General features: G+C 49.5%; 11 protein-coding genes and 1 tRNA gene. 11 read left to right on the forward strand and 1 reads right to left on the reverse strand.

All coding sequences use genetic code 11. The features are described 5' to 3' along the window. The first annotated feature begins 296 nt into the window (after positions 1 to 296). The 8 genes from BQ2633_RS05220 to BQ2633_RS05255 all read left to right on the forward strand — a co-directional run bounded on the left by BQ2633_RS05220 (position 297) and on the right by BQ2633_RS05255 (position 9,303). The gene (locus tag BQ2633_RS05220; RefSeq protein WP_075565543.1) at positions 297 to 911 is read left to right on the forward strand and encodes a septal ring lytic transglycosylase RlpA family protein; all 615 of its coding nucleotides are present in this window, start codon (positions 297 to 299) and stop codon (positions 909 to 911) included. A 340-nt stretch (positions 912 to 1,251) separates the two neighbouring features. Further along, positions 1,252 to 2,487 carry a peptidase U32 family protein gene (locus BQ2633_RS05225; RefSeq protein WP_075565545.1) on the forward strand — a complete coding sequence of 412 codons (1,236 nt, stop codon included), beginning with the start codon at positions 1,252 to 1,254 and terminating at the stop codon, positions 2,485 to 2,487. An 8-nt stretch (positions 2,488 to 2,495) separates the two neighbouring features. Next, a complete protein-coding gene (locus BQ2633_RS05230) occupies positions 2,496 to 3,116 on the forward strand; it encodes an HAD family hydrolase (RefSeq protein ID WP_075565547.1) in 621 nt (206 codons plus the stop codon). Next, entirely contained in the window at positions 3,097 to 4,116 is a 1,020-nt protein-coding gene (locus tag BQ2633_RS05235) for a bifunctional riboflavin kinase/FAD synthetase (protein ID WP_176720092.1), read from the forward strand. Before BQ2633_RS05230 ends, BQ2633_RS05235 begins: the two co-directional genes overlap by 20 nt. Positions 4,117 to 4,161: 45 nt before the next feature. Further along, a complete protein-coding gene (locus tag BQ2633_RS05240) occupies positions 4,162 to 4,998 on the forward strand; it encodes a CPBP family intramembrane glutamic endopeptidase (RefSeq protein WP_141700140.1) in 837 nt (278 codons plus the stop codon). A gap of 168 nt (positions 4,999 to 5,166) precedes the next feature. After that, complete coding sequence (gene dusB / locus BQ2633_RS05245) at positions 5,167 to 6,201, forward strand: tRNA dihydrouridine synthase DusB (protein WP_075565550.1); 1,035 nt, start codon at positions 5,167 to 5,169, stop codon at positions 6,199 to 6,201. Positions 6,202 to 6,342: 141 nt separating this feature from the next. Continuing rightward, entirely contained in the window at positions 6,343 to 8,199 is a 1,857-nt protein-coding gene (locus BQ2633_RS05250) for an aminopeptidase P family protein (RefSeq protein ID WP_075565552.1), read from the forward strand. A 78-nt stretch (positions 8,200 to 8,277) separates the two neighbouring features. After that, the gene (locus tag BQ2633_RS05255; RefSeq protein WP_075565553.1) at positions 8,278 to 9,303 is read left to right on the forward strand and encodes an acyltransferase family protein; all 1,026 of its coding nucleotides are present in this window, start codon (positions 8,278 to 8,280) and stop codon (positions 9,301 to 9,303) included. 80 nt (positions 9,304 to 9,383) lie between these two features. On the opposite strand, the gene BQ2633_RS05260 is transcribed toward BQ2633_RS05255, so the two are convergent. Beyond that, positions 9,384 to 9,465: transfer RNA gene (locus tag BQ2633_RS05260), tRNA-Leu, on the reverse strand. Between the two features lie 93 nt (positions 9,466 to 9,558). Between BQ2633_RS05260 and BQ2633_RS05265 the strand changes: the two genes are divergently transcribed. The 3 genes from BQ2633_RS05265 to BQ2633_RS05275 all read left to right on the forward strand — a co-directional run bounded on the left by BQ2633_RS05265 (position 9,559) and on the right by BQ2633_RS05275 (position 14,929). After that, a complete protein-coding gene (locus BQ2633_RS05265) occupies positions 9,559 to 10,305 on the forward strand; it encodes a T9SS type B sorting domain-containing protein (RefSeq protein WP_083233957.1) in 747 nt (248 codons plus the stop codon). An 84-nt stretch (positions 10,306 to 10,389) separates the two neighbouring features. Beyond that, positions 10,390 to 13,287, forward strand: coding sequence for an excinuclease ABC subunit UvrA (uvrA, locus tag BQ2633_RS05270; RefSeq protein WP_346048225.1), 2,898 nt, complete (start codon positions 10,390 to 10,392; stop codon positions 13,285 to 13,287). A 103-nt stretch (positions 13,288 to 13,390) separates the two neighbouring features. Further along, positions 13,391 to 14,929 carry a peptide MFS transporter gene (locus BQ2633_RS05275; protein ID WP_075565554.1) on the forward strand — a complete coding sequence of 513 codons (1,539 nt, stop codon included), beginning with the start codon at positions 13,391 to 13,393 and terminating at the stop codon, positions 14,927 to 14,929. The last annotated feature ends 983 nt before the right edge of the window (positions 14,930 to 15,912 follow it).

A 15,912-nucleotide genomic window follows, 5' to 3' on the forward strand; every position in this document is an offset into this window, starting at 1 on the left:
ATAGTTTTCCACCGACAGCACCGATATTTGAGCTTATTTTGCTACTTCTAAACTAGCAAAATTCGTAGTTTTAACATTCTCAAGGTCGCTTTTTCCATAAATTTCTGGGAGGGGCGACCTTATTTTGTACCTTTGCGGAGTTAATATGGCAAGGCCGAGCAACCATTTCGCACGAAATGGCGGAGCCGTTCTCCCTGCCACGGAACCTCCTGCTCCTCGAGTTTCGACTTGAGCGACCGCATTGTTTCAACTTCCTTGGAAGTTTGAAGGATGTGCCTTGTCGCAAATCACAAACAATGCATATTAAATCATTTGCTGTAGCCCTCTTGGCTTCGCTTTCACTAGCAAGCAGTGCTTTCGCCGCGCGTCAAACCGACGAGAAGCACACCAAAGTGGGCAACGCTACTTACTATGGCGACCGCTGGCACGGTCGTCGCACAGCCGACGGTTCGGCTTACAACAAAGATTCTCTGACCTGCGCTCACCGCACGCTGCCCTTCGGAACGCTCCTTCACGTGCGCAACCCTAAAAATGGAAAAGTCGTTGTAGTGAAAGTCACTGATCGCGGTCCCTACCGTCGCAACACCATTATCGACCTCTCCAAAGCTGCAGCCCAACAAATTGACATGGTGCAAGCTGGCGTGGTTTCGGTAGAAGTGACTCCTGTGGTGAATGCTAATGCACCCACCAAGACGGAGAAAACAATGCCCACTCTTCCAGAATTGCAATTGCTCGATCCTACTACTGGACGTTACTACACGATGACGCAATGGCAAGAACGTGCTGAAAAGCGCAAGGAATTGGCGAAGAACTCTTCCGCTAAACAACCTCAAAAGTTGGTGGCTAAGAAGACCGCTCCTCGCTATCGAGTGAAAAATTCCGCCAAAATGGCAAATGCCAAGAAGCGATAGTCGCTACTTGGTCTGATTTTGAAAATCTTTGGTGTGGTTTGTCCACATCTTCTCTATTCCAAAGGGAGCCTAGCCGACTGTTCGACTAGGCTCCCTTTGCGCTCCATTCAACTACTAGTTCTCCCACTACATTATTGTATGCAATGAGGACAATCGCAAAGTGCAGCACACAACTATCAAGAGATTTTGAGTCGCGTGGGAGGTTTTCAGTCAAAAAACGGCGAGCATCTCACGCTTTTTCTGTATCTTTGCTTGTCATATCTTGCGCATTTATTTGCCGCAAGAACAACACAACAACTCAACATTGACTACAACTCCATTTCACACAGACAAAACAACTATGACATACGAAATAATGGCACCCGTGGGTTCACGTGAAGCATTTGCCGCAGCCCTCAAAGCTGGTGCCGACTCCATCTATTTTGGCATCGAATCGCTCAACATGCGTTCGCACTCCGCAAGCAAGTTCACCATCGAGGACTTGCACGACATCGCCGCGCAATGTGAAGAGAAGGGTGTTAAAAGCTATCTCACAGTGAACACCATCATCTACGGCGAAGACCTTGCTCTCATGCGCAAAATTTGCGATGCTGCGAAAGAGGCAAAGATCTCTGCTGTGATTGCGGCAGACGTGGCTGTGCTTAGCTATTGCCGCACCATCAATCAAGAGGTACATCTCTCCACACAACTCAATATTTCCAACGAAGAGGCTCTGCGCTTCTACTCTGCCTTTGCTGATGTAGTGGTGTTGGCGCGTGAATTGAACATGGAGCAGGTGCGTAAAATCGCCGATTTCATCGAAGAAAACCAAATCAAGGGTCCCAATGGTGAACTCATTCGCATCGAAATGTTCTGCCATGGCGCGCTCTGCATGGCGGTGAGCGGAAAGTGCTATCTCTCGCTCGACAACCAAGGACGCTCTGCCAACCGCGGACAGTGCATGCAGCAATGTCGCCGCAAATATACGGTCAAGGATAAGGAAACCGGAGTAGAGCTCGATATTGACAATGAATACATCATGAGTCCAAAGGACTTGAAAACCATCGGTTTCATCGACAAGATGATGGCGGCTGGCGTGTCTGTGTTCAAAATCGAAGGTCGTGCGCGCTCAGCCGAATATGTCTACACCGTGGTGCAGTGCTACAAAGAAGCCATTCAGGCGGTGCAAGACGGCACTTACTCAGAAGAGAAGGTGAAAGCATGGGATGAACGCTTGGCGACAGTCTTCAACCGCGGTTTCTGGGATGGTTACTACCAAGGCAAGAAATTGGGAGAATGGACAGACAAGAATGGCTCTTCCGCTACAGAAAAGAAAGAATATGTGGCGAAGGGCACGAAGTATTTCTCTAAACTTGGGGTTGCCGAATTCTTGGTGGAAGCTGGCGAAATCAACTTGGGTGACAAACTCGTGGTGATTGGTCCTACAACAGGAGTGGTGTACATTGATGTCACCTCTATGCACGGCGACAACGGTCCTGTGGAGAAGGCAACTAAGGGTATGTCCGTGGCTTTCCCCGTGAGCGAAAAGGTGCGTCCTAGCGATAAACTCTATAAATTAGTGAAGACCGACAATTAAACAGGTGTATGAAACTCGTATTTGACTTCGGCGCAGTGTTGGTGGATTTAGAAAAGTCCGATTCCATCGCAGCATTCGACCGTTTGGGAGTGGACATTCGTCCCTACATTGGCACATTTCGTCAAGGTGGTGTGTTTGCTCTGTTGGAAAATGGCGACATCAGTCTCAGCGATTTCTACAATGAAATCCGCAAAATTGCCAACAACCCAGCCTTGACCGACGACGAAATTCGCACAGCGTGGGAGGCTTATCTCAAAGGCATTCCTACAGAACGACTGCAACTGCTACTCAAGATTCGTCAGCACTACGAAGTCTATGCGCTATCCAACACCAACGTGATACACTGGACGCAGAGTCTACGCGATTTCTTCACGTGGGAAGGACATACTGTCAACGACTTCTTTGACGGTTTGTTTCTCTCCTACGAACTACACGAACAGAAACCTGATCCAGCGATTTTCCAAAAGGTGACCGACGTTCTCCACTGCGCACCCAGTGAGATTTTGTTCTTTGACGACAGCGAAACTAACTGCGAAGCTGCCGAAGCCTTTGGGTGGAAAGCTCTGCTTGCACCTGCTGGTGGCAAATGGCTCAAGTATTTTGATGACAATGGACGTTTACGCGATTGATTCTCTGCATTTTTCTGTTCCCATAGCTGAGGTGTTTGTGCTGAATCGTGCAGCATTTCCTACTTTGTCCGAAGACATCTCGCAACACGATTGCACGTTCTCTTCGGCAAAGGTCGCTTGCACTGTGGGCTTCTTCGATGGCGTGCACCGTGGGCATCAACATGTGCTGCAATCGCTGCACACTGCTGCTCGCGAAAGAGGATTTTCCACACTCGTGGTCACCTTCGCGCAACATCCACGCTCGTTGGTGCGCAATATCGCTGCTCCTCCTTCACTCACCACACTCCAAGAGAAGATAGAACTCATCGGAGATTGCCACATTGACGCAGTGGCTGTGCTAAACTTCACTCCGGGGATGGCACGACTTACTGCACAAGAATTTATGCAAATCGTCTTGCATGAGGGATTGGGAGCGGAATTTCTACTCATGGGCTACGATCATCGTTTTGGTCGTCCGAAAGCCGATGAAGAATTTGCAGATTATGTGCGCTATGGTGCAGATTTAGGAATTGAAGTTGTCCTTTGCGACAAAGAGGAAGCGGAACTTCAGTTATCTTCCTCGTCCATTCGCTTACTTCTCGAGCAGGGCAATGTGACAGAAGCCAATCTCCTACTCGGACGCTCCTACAAGGTGTCGGGCACGGTGGTTCATGGTTTCCAAAACGGCAGAAAGTTGGGTTACCCCACGGCTAACTTGGAAATTGATCCAACAAAACTTATCCCTCATTTGGGAAGCTATGCCACGTGGGTGGAATGGCGTGGACAACGCTTCGCAGGAATGACGAATATCGGGCGTCGTCCCACCCTCAACAACGGCACACAAATCAGTCTTGAAACTCATTTGCTAGATTTCAAAGAAGATTTGTATGGCGAATCATTGACGCTCGAATTCATCGGTCGCTTACGCGATGAAAAACGGTTTGAAGGTTTGGAGCATCTTAAAGCTCAACTGGCACAAGATGCCGAGAAAACACGTGAGATGCTCAGCAAAGCACTGTAAATCAACAAAACATTGCAATATTTCCACAACTATTATAGCATCATTATGGCCCCAATCACCAAAGATTTCCTAAAGTCTGCAGGATTATTCTGCTTGTTTCTCTCTCTCCAACTGATCATCCCCTTCCTAGCCTTGGGTCTTTCTCAGATTCAAGTCTTTCACGGGGCACAGTTCAACCTCCCAGGTATAGAGGGAAAACTACTAGCTATCACAATCCCAGCGATGGCGTTCTCCTTCTTTATTGTACAACTTGCCTACGTATTGTTACTCCATTTCACGGGATGGGCAAGAATCAAACTCTTCAGCGGAAAATCTGCCAACTTTGGCTTTTCTGGGATGCCCATTCTCCACTTCACGGGTGCGTTTGTGGTGATGAGCCTAGGACTAGGTCTTATGCTTCAGCCTCTAAAAATGGACGATGGTAATTCGGTGGCACTTTTGCGCCAACTTACTACAAACATTTGGGGCATCCTCTCCGTAACCATCGTGGGAACACTTGCCGAAGAATTGACTTATCGTGCTGGTATCTTGCGCCTTACACAAAAGCACATTGGCAACATTGGCGCCTTCATCCTCTCCTCTTTGATGTTTGCTGTCGTTCATGGCAACTTGCAACAAGGAGTTCCTGCCTTTATTCTGGGCTTTGCGCTGGCTTATCTCTATGTTCGCACGGAAGATTTACGCCTCTGTTGGGCTGCACATTTGGCGAACAATGTGATAGCACTCTTGACAATACGCATCCCGGCTCTTGAACACTTTGGCGATAGCTGGCCCATCCCCCAACAAGTGGGCATCGGCGCGCTGATGTTTGTACTCGGTGCTGTAGGCTTGCTCATAAAAGGTTCGCTGCTCAAAAAACTATTTGGTCGCACCAAGAGATAAGGACTAAGGTCTAACGTCTAATCTCTAACGCCTAAGGCTCGAGTCACGCTTGTCGTGGCAAGTACAAAATGGTCTGTGACCCTCTAACGTCTAATCTCTAATTTCTAATGCTCGAGCCACGCTTGTCGTGGCGAATATAAAAGGGTCTGTGACCCTCTAACATCTAGAATGCAAATAAGAAATCTCAACCTAGGTCATCGTCCTGTGCTTCTGGCACCGATGGAAGACGTCACCGACATCGGTTTCCGCCTGCTTTGTCGCAGACTCGGGGCTTCAATGGTCTATTCAGAATTTGTGGCTTCCGACGCTTTGGTGCGCATGGTCAACAAATCTCTACAAAAACTCACCGTCTGCGATGACGAACGTCCTGTGGTGATTCAAATTTATGGTCGCGATCCCGGTGCAATGGCAGAGGCAGCAGAGATTGTGGTGGAGAAAGCACAGCCCGACATTTTGGATCTCAACTTCGGTTGTCCAGTGAAGAAGGTAGCCGGAAAGGGCGCAGGCTCGGGCATGCTGCAAACTCCCGAACTGATGCAAGAAATCATCCGCGCAGTCGTGGATCGCGTGAGCAGTCGTGTACCAGTCACGGTGAAAACCCGTTTAGGCTGGGACCACGAACACCGCATCATCGTCGATTTGGCAGAGCGCATCCAAGATTGTGGTGCAGAAGCGCTGACCATTCACGGTCGCACGCGTTGCCAAATGTACACAGGAGAAGCCGATTGGTCGCTCATTGGCGAAGTGAAACGCAATCCGCGCATGCACATCCCCATCATCGGCAATGGCGACATCACCTCTGGCGCAGATGCCCTCCGCGGTTTTGAGGAATATGGCGTGGACGCAGTGATGGTAGGCCGCGCCACCTTCGGTCGTCCTTGGATATTCAAAGAAATCCGCGATACACTCGACGGCACTCCTTTCGATGTTTCCGCAGCTGTGCAGAGTGACTATGCTCCCATGTCTCCCGACTGGCAGTTGGATGTCCTCAAAGAGGAAGTGCGTCAAAGTGTGGAACGCATCGACGAATATCGAGGCATTCTCCACGTACGTCGCCATTTGGCAGCAACTCCCTTGTTCAAAGGCATTCCCAACTTCCGACAAACACGCATCCAAATGTTGCGCACCGAAAGAATGGACGAATTGTTTGAGTTGCTCGAAAGCATTCGCCCATTACTCCACGCAGACAACCTTTCAGAATAGCTGGCAGGGTGTAGTAATCACCCCTACGTTTTGATAGTCCCAACCATTCTTCAATCTATTCTCAGCTCCCTTTTAGCTTCCTTTATAAGCGTTTAAGAAGGTTATCTCATAATTCTCTCATCCTTATTATATCTCCTTCCCATGACTCCCCACACTCTTCCAGCCCAACGCATCGCAGCCCTCCGCACAGCGATGAAAGCGCACAATATCGACATCTACATTGTTCCCACCTCCGATCCTCACAACAACGAATATGTAGCAGATCGCTGGAAAGGGCGTGAGTGGCTCAGCGGATTCACCGGAAGCGCAGGAACGCTCGTAGTGGCGCACGACAAAGCCGCACTTTGGACAGATTCGCGCTACTTCCTTCAAGCCGAAAAAGAACTTGCAGGCAGTGGCATCGAACTCATGCGCATGGGTGTCGAAGGAGTGCCCAGCGAACAAGAGTGGATCAAAGACGTGTTAGGATATACCTTGGAAGAGGAAGAGAGATTATCTTTCAAAAACGTAGAGAGCTCACCACAAATTGGCTTTGATTTCATGAGCGTATCGTATGAACCACAAATCGACTTGGTCTACGATTTCGCAGATTTCTTGGTCAACATCGATTTACTCGATGAAGTATGGACAGACCGTCCAGCACTTCCAGCTCATCCCATCTACATTCAACCCGAAGAATGGGCAGGCGAAAGCATCGAAGCTAAGATAGCGCGCTTGAGAACCTTCATCGGAGCTCAGCACGCACAATACTATATCACCAACGATGCATCTGAAATTGCGTGGTTGCTCAACCTTCGTGGCGAAGACATCTCTTATAACCCCGTTTTCTTAGCTTACCTCATCGTAGGAGCAGAAAATGTGCACTTGTTTATCACCAATGAGCATCTCACTCCTTCGGTGAAAGACTACCTACAACGTGTGAACACCACCTATCACCCTTACGATGGGGTCACAGCTTTCCTCCAACAAGCCCCTCAAAACGAGCACAGTTTCCTCTATGCCTTCAACATCAACTATGCTTTTGCAGAGTTAATTTCCGAGGCGTGCATAGGACATTGGACTCCCGAACAAGGTCTTTCACCCATCACCTCTTGGCGCGCGCACAAGAACGAGGCAGAGATTGCAGGATTCCGCCGTGCCATGCAACACGATGGTGTAGCCATGGTGCGCTTCCATCGCGAACTAGACGAAAAAGTGGCAGACGGTAGCATCAACCAAGAGACAGAATGGAGCACCTCAGAACGATTGGAAGAAATTCGTGCTGAGCATCCTGAATACCGCGGTCTATCTTTTGCCACCATTGCAGGATATGCCGGCAATGGAGCCATCGTGCACTATGAAGCCACTGCCGAAGATCATGCCCAACTTGCCGACAAAAGTTTCTTACTCTTGGATAGTGGCGCACACTATGTGAGCGGCACCACCGACATCACGCGCACCATTCCCCTCGGAGTGCTAAGCGATGAGGAGAAAAAAGCCTACACCCTTGTGCTCAAAGGCATGATTCAACTCTCCATGGCACACTTCCCTGCAGGTACGACAGGACTAGCTCTCGACTTTGCAGCTCGTCAATCTATGTGGCGCGAGGGGTACGACTTCGGACACGGCACTGGACACGGAGTGGGTAGCCACTTGTGCGTGCACGAAGGTCCTCACCAGATTCGCAAAGACCGACGTGCAGCCACGGAAGTCCCCTTCCAAGTGGGCATGACCGTGAGCAACGAACCTGGCATCTATGTCGCTGACAAATTTGGAGTGCGTCTCGAAAACGTCCTCGTGGCACAACCAGCGCAGCAAACGCCCTTTGGCAACTTCCTCAAGTTTGAGACCCTCACACTCTGTCCCCTTGATTTAGGTCCCATCGTGGTGGAAATGCTCGAACCTTCCGAGCGCCAGTGGCTCAATGCTTATCATGAGGTGGTGCGTGCAAAATTGCTCCCACTGCTTTCAGACGAAAAAGATAAAGAATGGCTCCTTCAAGCTACAAAAGCCCTATAAGGCTACGCAGATACATCGGGTTTGAAAGGCACAATTACGTCGTTTCAGACCGCAATTCCCTGATGCTCCCTTAAGGATATGCAACAAACAGATAAAACCAATCCCACTTCTTCTCGCTCATCTCGCGAGAGGAAGTGGGATTTTTTGCGTGGTATAGCCATCTTTCTCGTGGTACTTGGCCACACCATTCAATGGATGGACCCAGACTGGAAACACAACCTGCTCTTTATCGGCATCTATTCGTTTCACATGCCGCTTTTTATGTTCATCTCCGGCTATTTTTTAAGAAATAACCTCCATCAAATAGCATTTTGGAAATGGCAAAAACAGAAAATGCGTCAGCTATTGATTCCCAGCCTGGTCAATAGCCTCCTCTATTCTGCTTTATTACTGATTCCCATCTCATTAGGCATTAGTACACGAATACCCCAATGGGATGCGCAAGCCTTGTGGTATCTCAATGTCCTGTGGCTATTTCTAGTATTTGCTCGCATCGTTGCCTGCTTTCCCTTTCGTTTCTTACGCATTTTGCTCTGGATGGGTGCCTACGCTTTCGTCTTTTTCTGGCACTACTATCCACTCAGCATGTATGCCAAGTTCATGCTCCCCTTCTTTTTATTGGGACACCTCTATCGTAAACTAACTCAACTTCCTCACTCTCTTCGACTTTTCCTCCTCGCAACAGGCAGCCTGCTTTGGTGCTTCGTCTTGCCCATGTGGGACTTCTCTCACTCCATCTACATGTTGCCTTATGCCCCTTCCAAACTCACCAACATGTTGCACTATCTTCTCCTCTATGCCAATGGATTTGGAGGAATCTGCGCCACACTTTTCCTCATCGAAGGGAGTTATACTCGCATAGAACGCTTCGTTTCTTTACAACCTTTCTTAAAAACCACAGTCTGGGCAGGCACAATCACCCTCCCTATTTACGTAGTGCAGACGCATTTCTTTGTGATACGCGAAGTGGTGGAGGGATTTTCTCAGAATCATCTGCTACAAGTCGCAACAGCACTTGCACTCATCCCTTTCTGCTGGGGAGTCTACCGATTCCTCTGCCGGATTCCCTTCCTCCGTCTGCTTCTCTTTGGAGAGAAAAGGTAGTCGAACTGGTGCGCACCTTGCTCGCAGCTAATATCAAACAACAGCCCCCTTCTGAAATTCAGAAGGGGGCTGTTGTCGTGTGCGCCTGATAGGACTCGAACCTACACGTATCGCTACACCAGATCCTAAGTCTAGCGCGTCTACCAATTTCGCCACAGGCGCGATTTCGTTGGTGCAAATTTACGGCAGAATCTGCAAAATACAAAGAAAATCGACCACTTTTTTTGTTCTTCGGCTGCAAATTGGTATTTTTGCATGAACAAGCCAGTTCAAATGACGCTAAATTTCTTTGCTTCCTCTCTCCGTCGCACCCTCGCTCGGTGTCTTGCTTTGGTCTGCTTCCTTCTGGCAGGCATCCACGGGCATGCACAAACCTCGGCAACCCCCTCTGTCACCCCCAAAATGACCTATACCAATGCTGAGGGTCAGGAAGTGCAAGAAACTAGCTACGATGGGGGAGCCCCACTTCATGTGCGCTTTGAAGCAACCACCAAAGATTTGGGCAACTACACCCCACTCTACGAATGGCAGTTTACACGCGAAAATGGCACAACCCCCTTTCTCATCCGCTACGAACAAGCCACTACTTATGATTTCCTTGAGAGTGGCAACTTCCGCGTGCGCCTACTTGTCTCCTTTGTTTTGAACAACGATACCGTCAGCTATGCACAAGAGGACGCTTTTGCGCTGAACATTGCAGAGAGTAAACTTGAATTCCCAAATGCTTTCACCCCCAATGGCGATGGCATCAACGACATTTTCAAAGCCAAAGAGGGGTATCAAAGTATTGTTGCCTTCCGCGCCGATGTGGTGAATCGATGGGGAAAACGCGTGGCTCACTGGAGCCATCCTGCCGAAGGTTGGGATGGAAAATCTGGTGGTGCGGATGCCCCCGAAGGTGCCTACTATCTCATCGTCACTGCTCGCGGAGCCGATGGCAGAAAATACAACCTCAAAAAGACCATCAACCTCCTGCGCCGCTACGATGCGGTCGCCAAATAGCTTTTAGCACTAGCCTTTGCACGCTCACCAGCGTTTGGCTAGACGCCATATCCTCCACAAACGACTCAGCACACAGACTTTAGCATGAATCCTACGCAGTCCTCTTCCTCCCTCAATCCCTCTTTCACTTCTGCCGTTCCCACGCTTGAGGACGGCAATATTGAGATTTTGGGAGCCCGTGTGCACAATCTCAAAAACATCGATGTCACCCTTCCACGCAATGCGCTCACTGTCATCACGGGTTTGAGCGGAAGCGGAAAGTCTTCCTTGGCTTTCGACACGCTTTATGCCGAAGGACAACGCCGATATATTGAAACATTTTCTGCCTACGCGCGCAACTTCCTCGACAACCTCGAGCGACCTGACGTAGACAAAATCACAGGATTATCTCCGGTCATCAGCATCGAGCAGAAGACCACCAACAAGAATCCGCGATCTACGGTGGGCACTGTCACGGAAATCTACGACTTCCTCCGCCTGCTCTTTGCTCGAGCTGGCGATGCTTATTCTTATCTGAGTGGAGAAAAGATGGTGAAATACACCGAAGAACAGATTCTCGAACTCATACTCCAGCAGTATGAGGGACGAAAAATCTATCTTCTGGCTCCCCTCGTCAAGCAGCGCAAAGGACACTACAAAGAGTTGTTTGAGTCCGTTCGCAAAAAAGGCTTTCTCAATGTACGTGTCGACGGCGAACTGCGCACCGTTGAATCGGGTATGCGCGTGGATCGCTACAAAAACCACGATATCGAAGTGGTGATAGACCGCTTGAAGGTGCAAGCCAAAGATGAGGAGCGGCTGCAACAAAGCGTGCGCCAATCTTTGCAACAAGGCGAAGGACTGATGCTCATCCTCGATGCAGAGGACAACAGCATCCGCTATTTTTCTAAGCGGCTCATGTGTCCTACCACAGGTTTAGCCTATCGCGAACCCGCGCCCCACAACTTCTCTTTCAACTCTGCACAAGGGGCTTGTCCCAAGTGCAAGGGTTTAGGACAAGTGAACGTCATCGACTGGGAAAAAGTCTGTCCCGACTCCTCACTCAGCATCAAACAAGGCGCACTCGTTCCCCTCGGAAAAGCCAAGAACGCAATGATTTTCTGGGCGATAGCAGCCCTTCTCGAACAGCACGATGCCACACTCAACACCCCCGTTAAAGATCTCTCGGAAGAAGTGTTGGATGAAATTTTAAATGGCACCACCGAACGCTTGCGCATCCCCAAAAGTATCGCAGGAACAGGCGACGACATCTACACCGAATTTGGTGGGTTGGTGAAATACATCCAGCAGATGGCAGATGCGGAAATGTCTGCCGAATCGCAACGCTGGGCAGAACAATTCTCGCGCACCGCAGAATGCCCCGAATGTCATGGCGCACGTCTCAACCGCGAAGCCTTATCTTACAAATTTGGTGACAAGAATATCGCCGAACTTTCCGCAATGGATGTAGCGCAACTCAAAGAATGGGCTGACGCCGTGTCCGTGAATCTGAGCGGAAAACAGCTCGCGATAGCCACGGAAATCCTCAAAGAAATCCGCACGCGACTATCTTTCCTCCTCGATGTAGGTTTGGACTATCTGTCGCTTTCACGCGCATCGATGACACTCTCTGGTGGTGAGAGTCAGCGCATTCGCCTTGCCACACAGATTGGTTCGCAGTTGGTCAATGTGCTCTACATCCTCGACGAACCCTCCATCGGACTTCACCAACGCGACAACGTGCGCCTCATTCATTCGCTCCGACAACTCCGCGACACGGGCAACACAGTGGTGGTGGTAGAACACGACAAAGACATGATGCTCGCTGCAGACTATGTGGTGGACATCGGTCCACGAGCTGGACGCAAAGGCGGAGAAGTGGTGTTTCAAGGCACACCAGCCGAGATGCTCCAGAGCAATACCCTCACCGCAGGCTATCTCAATGGCGATAACTTCATTGCGATTCCCCAACGTCGCAAAGGCAACGGCAAACAACTCCGACTCATCGGAGCAAAAGGCAACAACTTGCGCAATGTCACTGCCACCTTCCCCCTCGGCACACTGATTTGCGTATCGGGAGTGTCTGGATCGGGAAAATCCACGCTCATCAACGACACCCTCCAACCCCTGCTCTCGCAACACATCTATCACTCTCTCCGCGAGCCCCTCGCTTATGACAAGATAGAAGGATTGGAACACATCGACAAAGTGGTGGCTGTGGATCAAAGTCCGCTCGGTCGCACTCCGCGCTCCAACCCTGCCACCTACACAGGCGTGTTCAACGACATCCGCGCCCTCTTTGTCAATCTTCCTGAAGCCAAGATACGTGCCTACAAGCCCGGTCGCTTCTCCTTCAATGTCAAAGGTGGTCGCTGCGAAACCTGTCGCGGCAATGGCTACAAAACCATCGAGATGAACTTTCTTCCCGATGTGTATGTGCCTTGCGAAACCTGCCACGGCAAACGCTACAACCGCGAGACACTCGAAGTGCGCTTCAAAGGCAAAAGCATCGCCGATGTGCTTGACATGACCATCAATCAGGCAGTAGAATTCTTTGAAAACGTGCCCAATATCCTGCACAAAATCAAAGTGTTGCAAGAAGTCGGTCTCGGCTATCTGAAACTCGGTCAATCCTGCACCACCCTCTCGGGAGGAGAAAGCCAGCGCGTGAAACTAGCGACCGAACTCTCCAAGCGCGACACGGGCAACACCGTCTACATTCTCGATGAACCCACCACAGGTCTTCATTTTGAGGACATCCGTGTGCTCATCGACGTACTCAACAAGTTGGTTGACAAAGGTAATACGGTGATTGTCATTGAGCACAACCTCGACGTGGTCAAAGTGGCAGACTATATCATCGACATGGGTCCCGAAGGCGGCCGCGGTGGTGGCTACATCGTCGCAGAAGGCACTCCCGAAGCTGTGGTGAAACAAGGCAAAGGACCTACTGCCCCCTTCCTCCAAGCGGAATTGGCAGCTGCACAAAAGCAGAGACAGTAAGGAAAGGCATGCCAAAACCAGACGCAGATGCTGGTACGCAACTTTCGCGCTACTCCCACAAAAATTCAATCCAATCATTTAATAATCCCCTAACTCCCTTACCATGTTTGAAGGACAACCCAAAGGGCTCTTCGCCCTTGCCCTCGCCAACACTGGCGAACGCTTCGGCTACTACACCATGCTAGCCGTTTTCGTGCTGTTCCTCCAAGAAAACTTTGGGTGGAGTGCTGGTCTTGCCGGTACTTACTACTCTACTTTCTTGATGTTCGTGTACTTTTTGCCATTCGTTGGCGGTATTCTCGCTGACAAGTTTGGCTACGGCAAAATGGTGAAAATCGGTATCAGCATCATGTTCCTTGGCTACGTGCTCTTGGCTGTACCCCTCGGCAGCGGCTCTGTAGCCGTAAGTGCCGTAATCGGTGCACTTGCGCTCATCAGCATCGGCACAGGTCTCTTCAAGGGAAATCTGCAAGTGATGGTCGGTGACCTCTACGCCTCTCCCGAAATGGCTAGCAAGCGCGACTCTGCTTTCTCGCTCTTCTACATGGCGATCAACATCGGTGCCCTCTTTGCACCCACTGCTGCCATTGAAATCATGAAGTATGCTCAAGCCAATGGATTCAACAAGGCAGACAGCTATCACTTTGCCTTTGGCGTGGCTTGTATCTCACTCATCATCTCTATCTTGATTTACTTTGCCACTCGCAGCACCTTCCGTCATGTTGAAGGCGGACACGTTGCTGTTCCAGCAAAAGACAACAACGCCGCAGTCGCTGCAGAACCCGAATTGAGCAAGGAAGACACCAAAGCGCGCATCGTGGCACTCTGCCTCGTTTTTGCTGTGGTGATTTTCTTCTGGATGGCTTTCCACCAAAATGGTTTGACACTCACCTACTTCGCGCGTGACTTTGTGGCAACTAGCTCTACCGGTGTTGAATCCCTCCTCTTCGATGTGACCAACTTGGTGATGATTATCATTGCCATCTACGCTTCTTTTGCAGTCGTGCAAAGCAAAACCCTCAAGGGTCGCACCATTGCTACTGCCATCACCCTCTTGTGTGCTGCCTTTGTCATCTTCAAAGGACTCACCGTTGGTGATCAATCAGTAGAAGTGAGCGCACCTATCTTCCAACAATTCAATCCCTGCTTTGTCGTTGGTCTCACCCCCGTTAGCATTGCGCTCTTCGGATGGTTGAACAAGAAAGGTCTCGAGCCCTCTGCTCCTCGCAAAATCGCTTATGGTATGCTCGTTGCTGCCATTGGTTTCTGCGTCATTCTCGCTGCCTCTATCGGTTTGGAAACACCCGATGCTCAAAAAGCAGCCATCGAAGCTGGGCAACAAGTGAATCGAGTGAGCCCTCAAATCTTGGTTTATACCTACCTCGTGCTCACTTTTGCTGAGCTTCTCCTTTCACCTATGGGTATTTCCTTCGTATCGAAGGTGGCTCCTCCCAAGTACAAGGGTATGATGATGGGTGGTTGGTTCGTGGCTACTGCCATCGGTAACTTCCTCACCGTAATCCCTGCTATGCTTTGGGGTGCTGTTCCCCTCGTCTATGTATGGGGTGTACTTGCCGCCCTCTGCCTCCTCTCATTCCTCTTCATCTTCTCTCAAATGAAGAAGCTCGAAAAGGTGGCTTAATCCCCTACACGCTCATTTTGTACATCACGCTCCTTTGTGCATCACGCACAAACTTTCATTCGGTCGCATCGAAATTCCCCCAATTTCGGTGCGACTTTTTTGTGGACAGCTCCTCCGCCACCACAGCCCCCTAATAGATATGGGTCGAATTGAGGGCAAAGTGATAAAAATCGGAAGAAAACTGCACTTTTTTCTTTAGGCACCATCATTTTTGACATCTACACTTTACAGAACAAGACATTAACAATCCGTAAAGTTCCTCACAAGAGTGACGGACAGGCTTTTCGTCTCTGGAATCCTCAAAGCATCATAAACGGGGGGTGGTTTTCTCGTGCGCGCGTCACACGCGCGCCTTCCCTGGGAATTCCATTTTTTTGCTTTCACAACCTTCACAGAAGCTACTGCAAAGAGGCTATTTTTCGTTTGGAAAATCGACGCAAAAACGATGGACTTCTGACACAGGTTCACTGATGGTGTTAAAAGTTGTCCGAAAGAGTCACGTTATAAACTGACACACTGCGACTTGCAGCGTTTTCTGTGAAGGTTGTGAAAGAGAAAAGACGAAAATCCCTGTTACGCGCGCGCGAGGAAGCCTCAAAACGAGGGGGTTTTAGATTTTTATACACTTCACCCAATACAAATCCATCAACTCAGCTTTTCACCTCACCAAGCGTCCGAGAAGAAGTTGCCCACAACAAGAAAATTACGTTGGAGATTTCCCCAAAAACGTTGGACTTTTTTCCAAAAAACTCCCACGTTTTTTTGTTTTTCTCCTACGTTTTTCCAACTCTCTTGGAGAAAAACAAAAAAGATCTCCACGTTTTCTAACGGCAAAAAGCAAGGTCTAACGTCCTTCCACCAGGATTCCTCTTTGGACTATTCAAATTTCAGGAGAAAAACACGATTTTTTAGAAAAATCTCAACTTCTATTTGTGCAAACCAACAAAATTCTATACCTTTGCGATATAGCATCGAAAAGCACC

Origin of the sequence: Ihuprevotella massiliensis, from assembly GCA_900095835.1 — a bacterium.
Classification (GTDB): Bacteria; Bacteroidota; Bacteroidia; order Bacteroidales; family Bacteroidaceae; genus Alloprevotella; species Alloprevotella massiliensis.

What these genes read in the sequence shown, in the direction of transcription:
- BQ2633_RS05220 (WP_075565543.1), top strand. Translation starts at nt 297, where the DNA reads ATGCATATTAAATCATTTGCTGTAGCCCTCTTGGCTTCGCTTTCACTA.
- BQ2633_RS05225 (WP_075565545.1), top strand. Translation starts at nt 1,252, where the DNA reads ATGACATACGAAATAATGGCACCCGTGGGTTCACGTGAAGCATTTGCC.
- BQ2633_RS05230 (WP_075565547.1), top strand. Translation starts at nt 2,496, where the DNA reads ATGAAACTCGTATTTGACTTCGGCGCAGTGTTGGTGGATTTAGAAAAG.
- BQ2633_RS05235 (WP_176720092.1), top strand. Translation starts at nt 3,097, where the DNA reads ATGGACGTTTACGCGATTGATTCTCTGCATTTTTCTGTTCCCATAGCT.
- BQ2633_RS05240 (WP_141700140.1), top strand. Translation starts at nt 4,162, where the DNA reads ATGGCCCCAATCACCAAAGATTTCCTAAAGTCTGCAGGATTATTCTGC.
- dusB (WP_075565550.1), top strand. Translation starts at nt 5,167, where the DNA reads ATGCAAATAAGAAATCTCAACCTAGGTCATCGTCCTGTGCTTCTGGCA.
- BQ2633_RS05250 (WP_075565552.1), top strand. Translation starts at nt 6,343, where the DNA reads ATGACTCCCCACACTCTTCCAGCCCAACGCATCGCAGCCCTCCGCACA.
- BQ2633_RS05255 (WP_075565553.1), top strand. Translation starts at nt 8,278, where the DNA reads ATGCAACAAACAGATAAAACCAATCCCACTTCTTCTCGCTCATCTCGC.
- BQ2633_RS05265 (WP_083233957.1), top strand. Translation starts at nt 9,559, where the DNA reads ATGAACAAGCCAGTTCAAATGACGCTAAATTTCTTTGCTTCCTCTCTC.
- uvrA (WP_346048225.1), top strand. Translation starts at nt 10,390, where the DNA reads ATGAATCCTACGCAGTCCTCTTCCTCCCTCAATCCCTCTTTCACTTCT.
- BQ2633_RS05275 (WP_075565554.1), top strand. Translation starts at nt 13,391, where the DNA reads ATGTTTGAAGGACAACCCAAAGGGCTCTTCGCCCTTGCCCTCGCCAAC.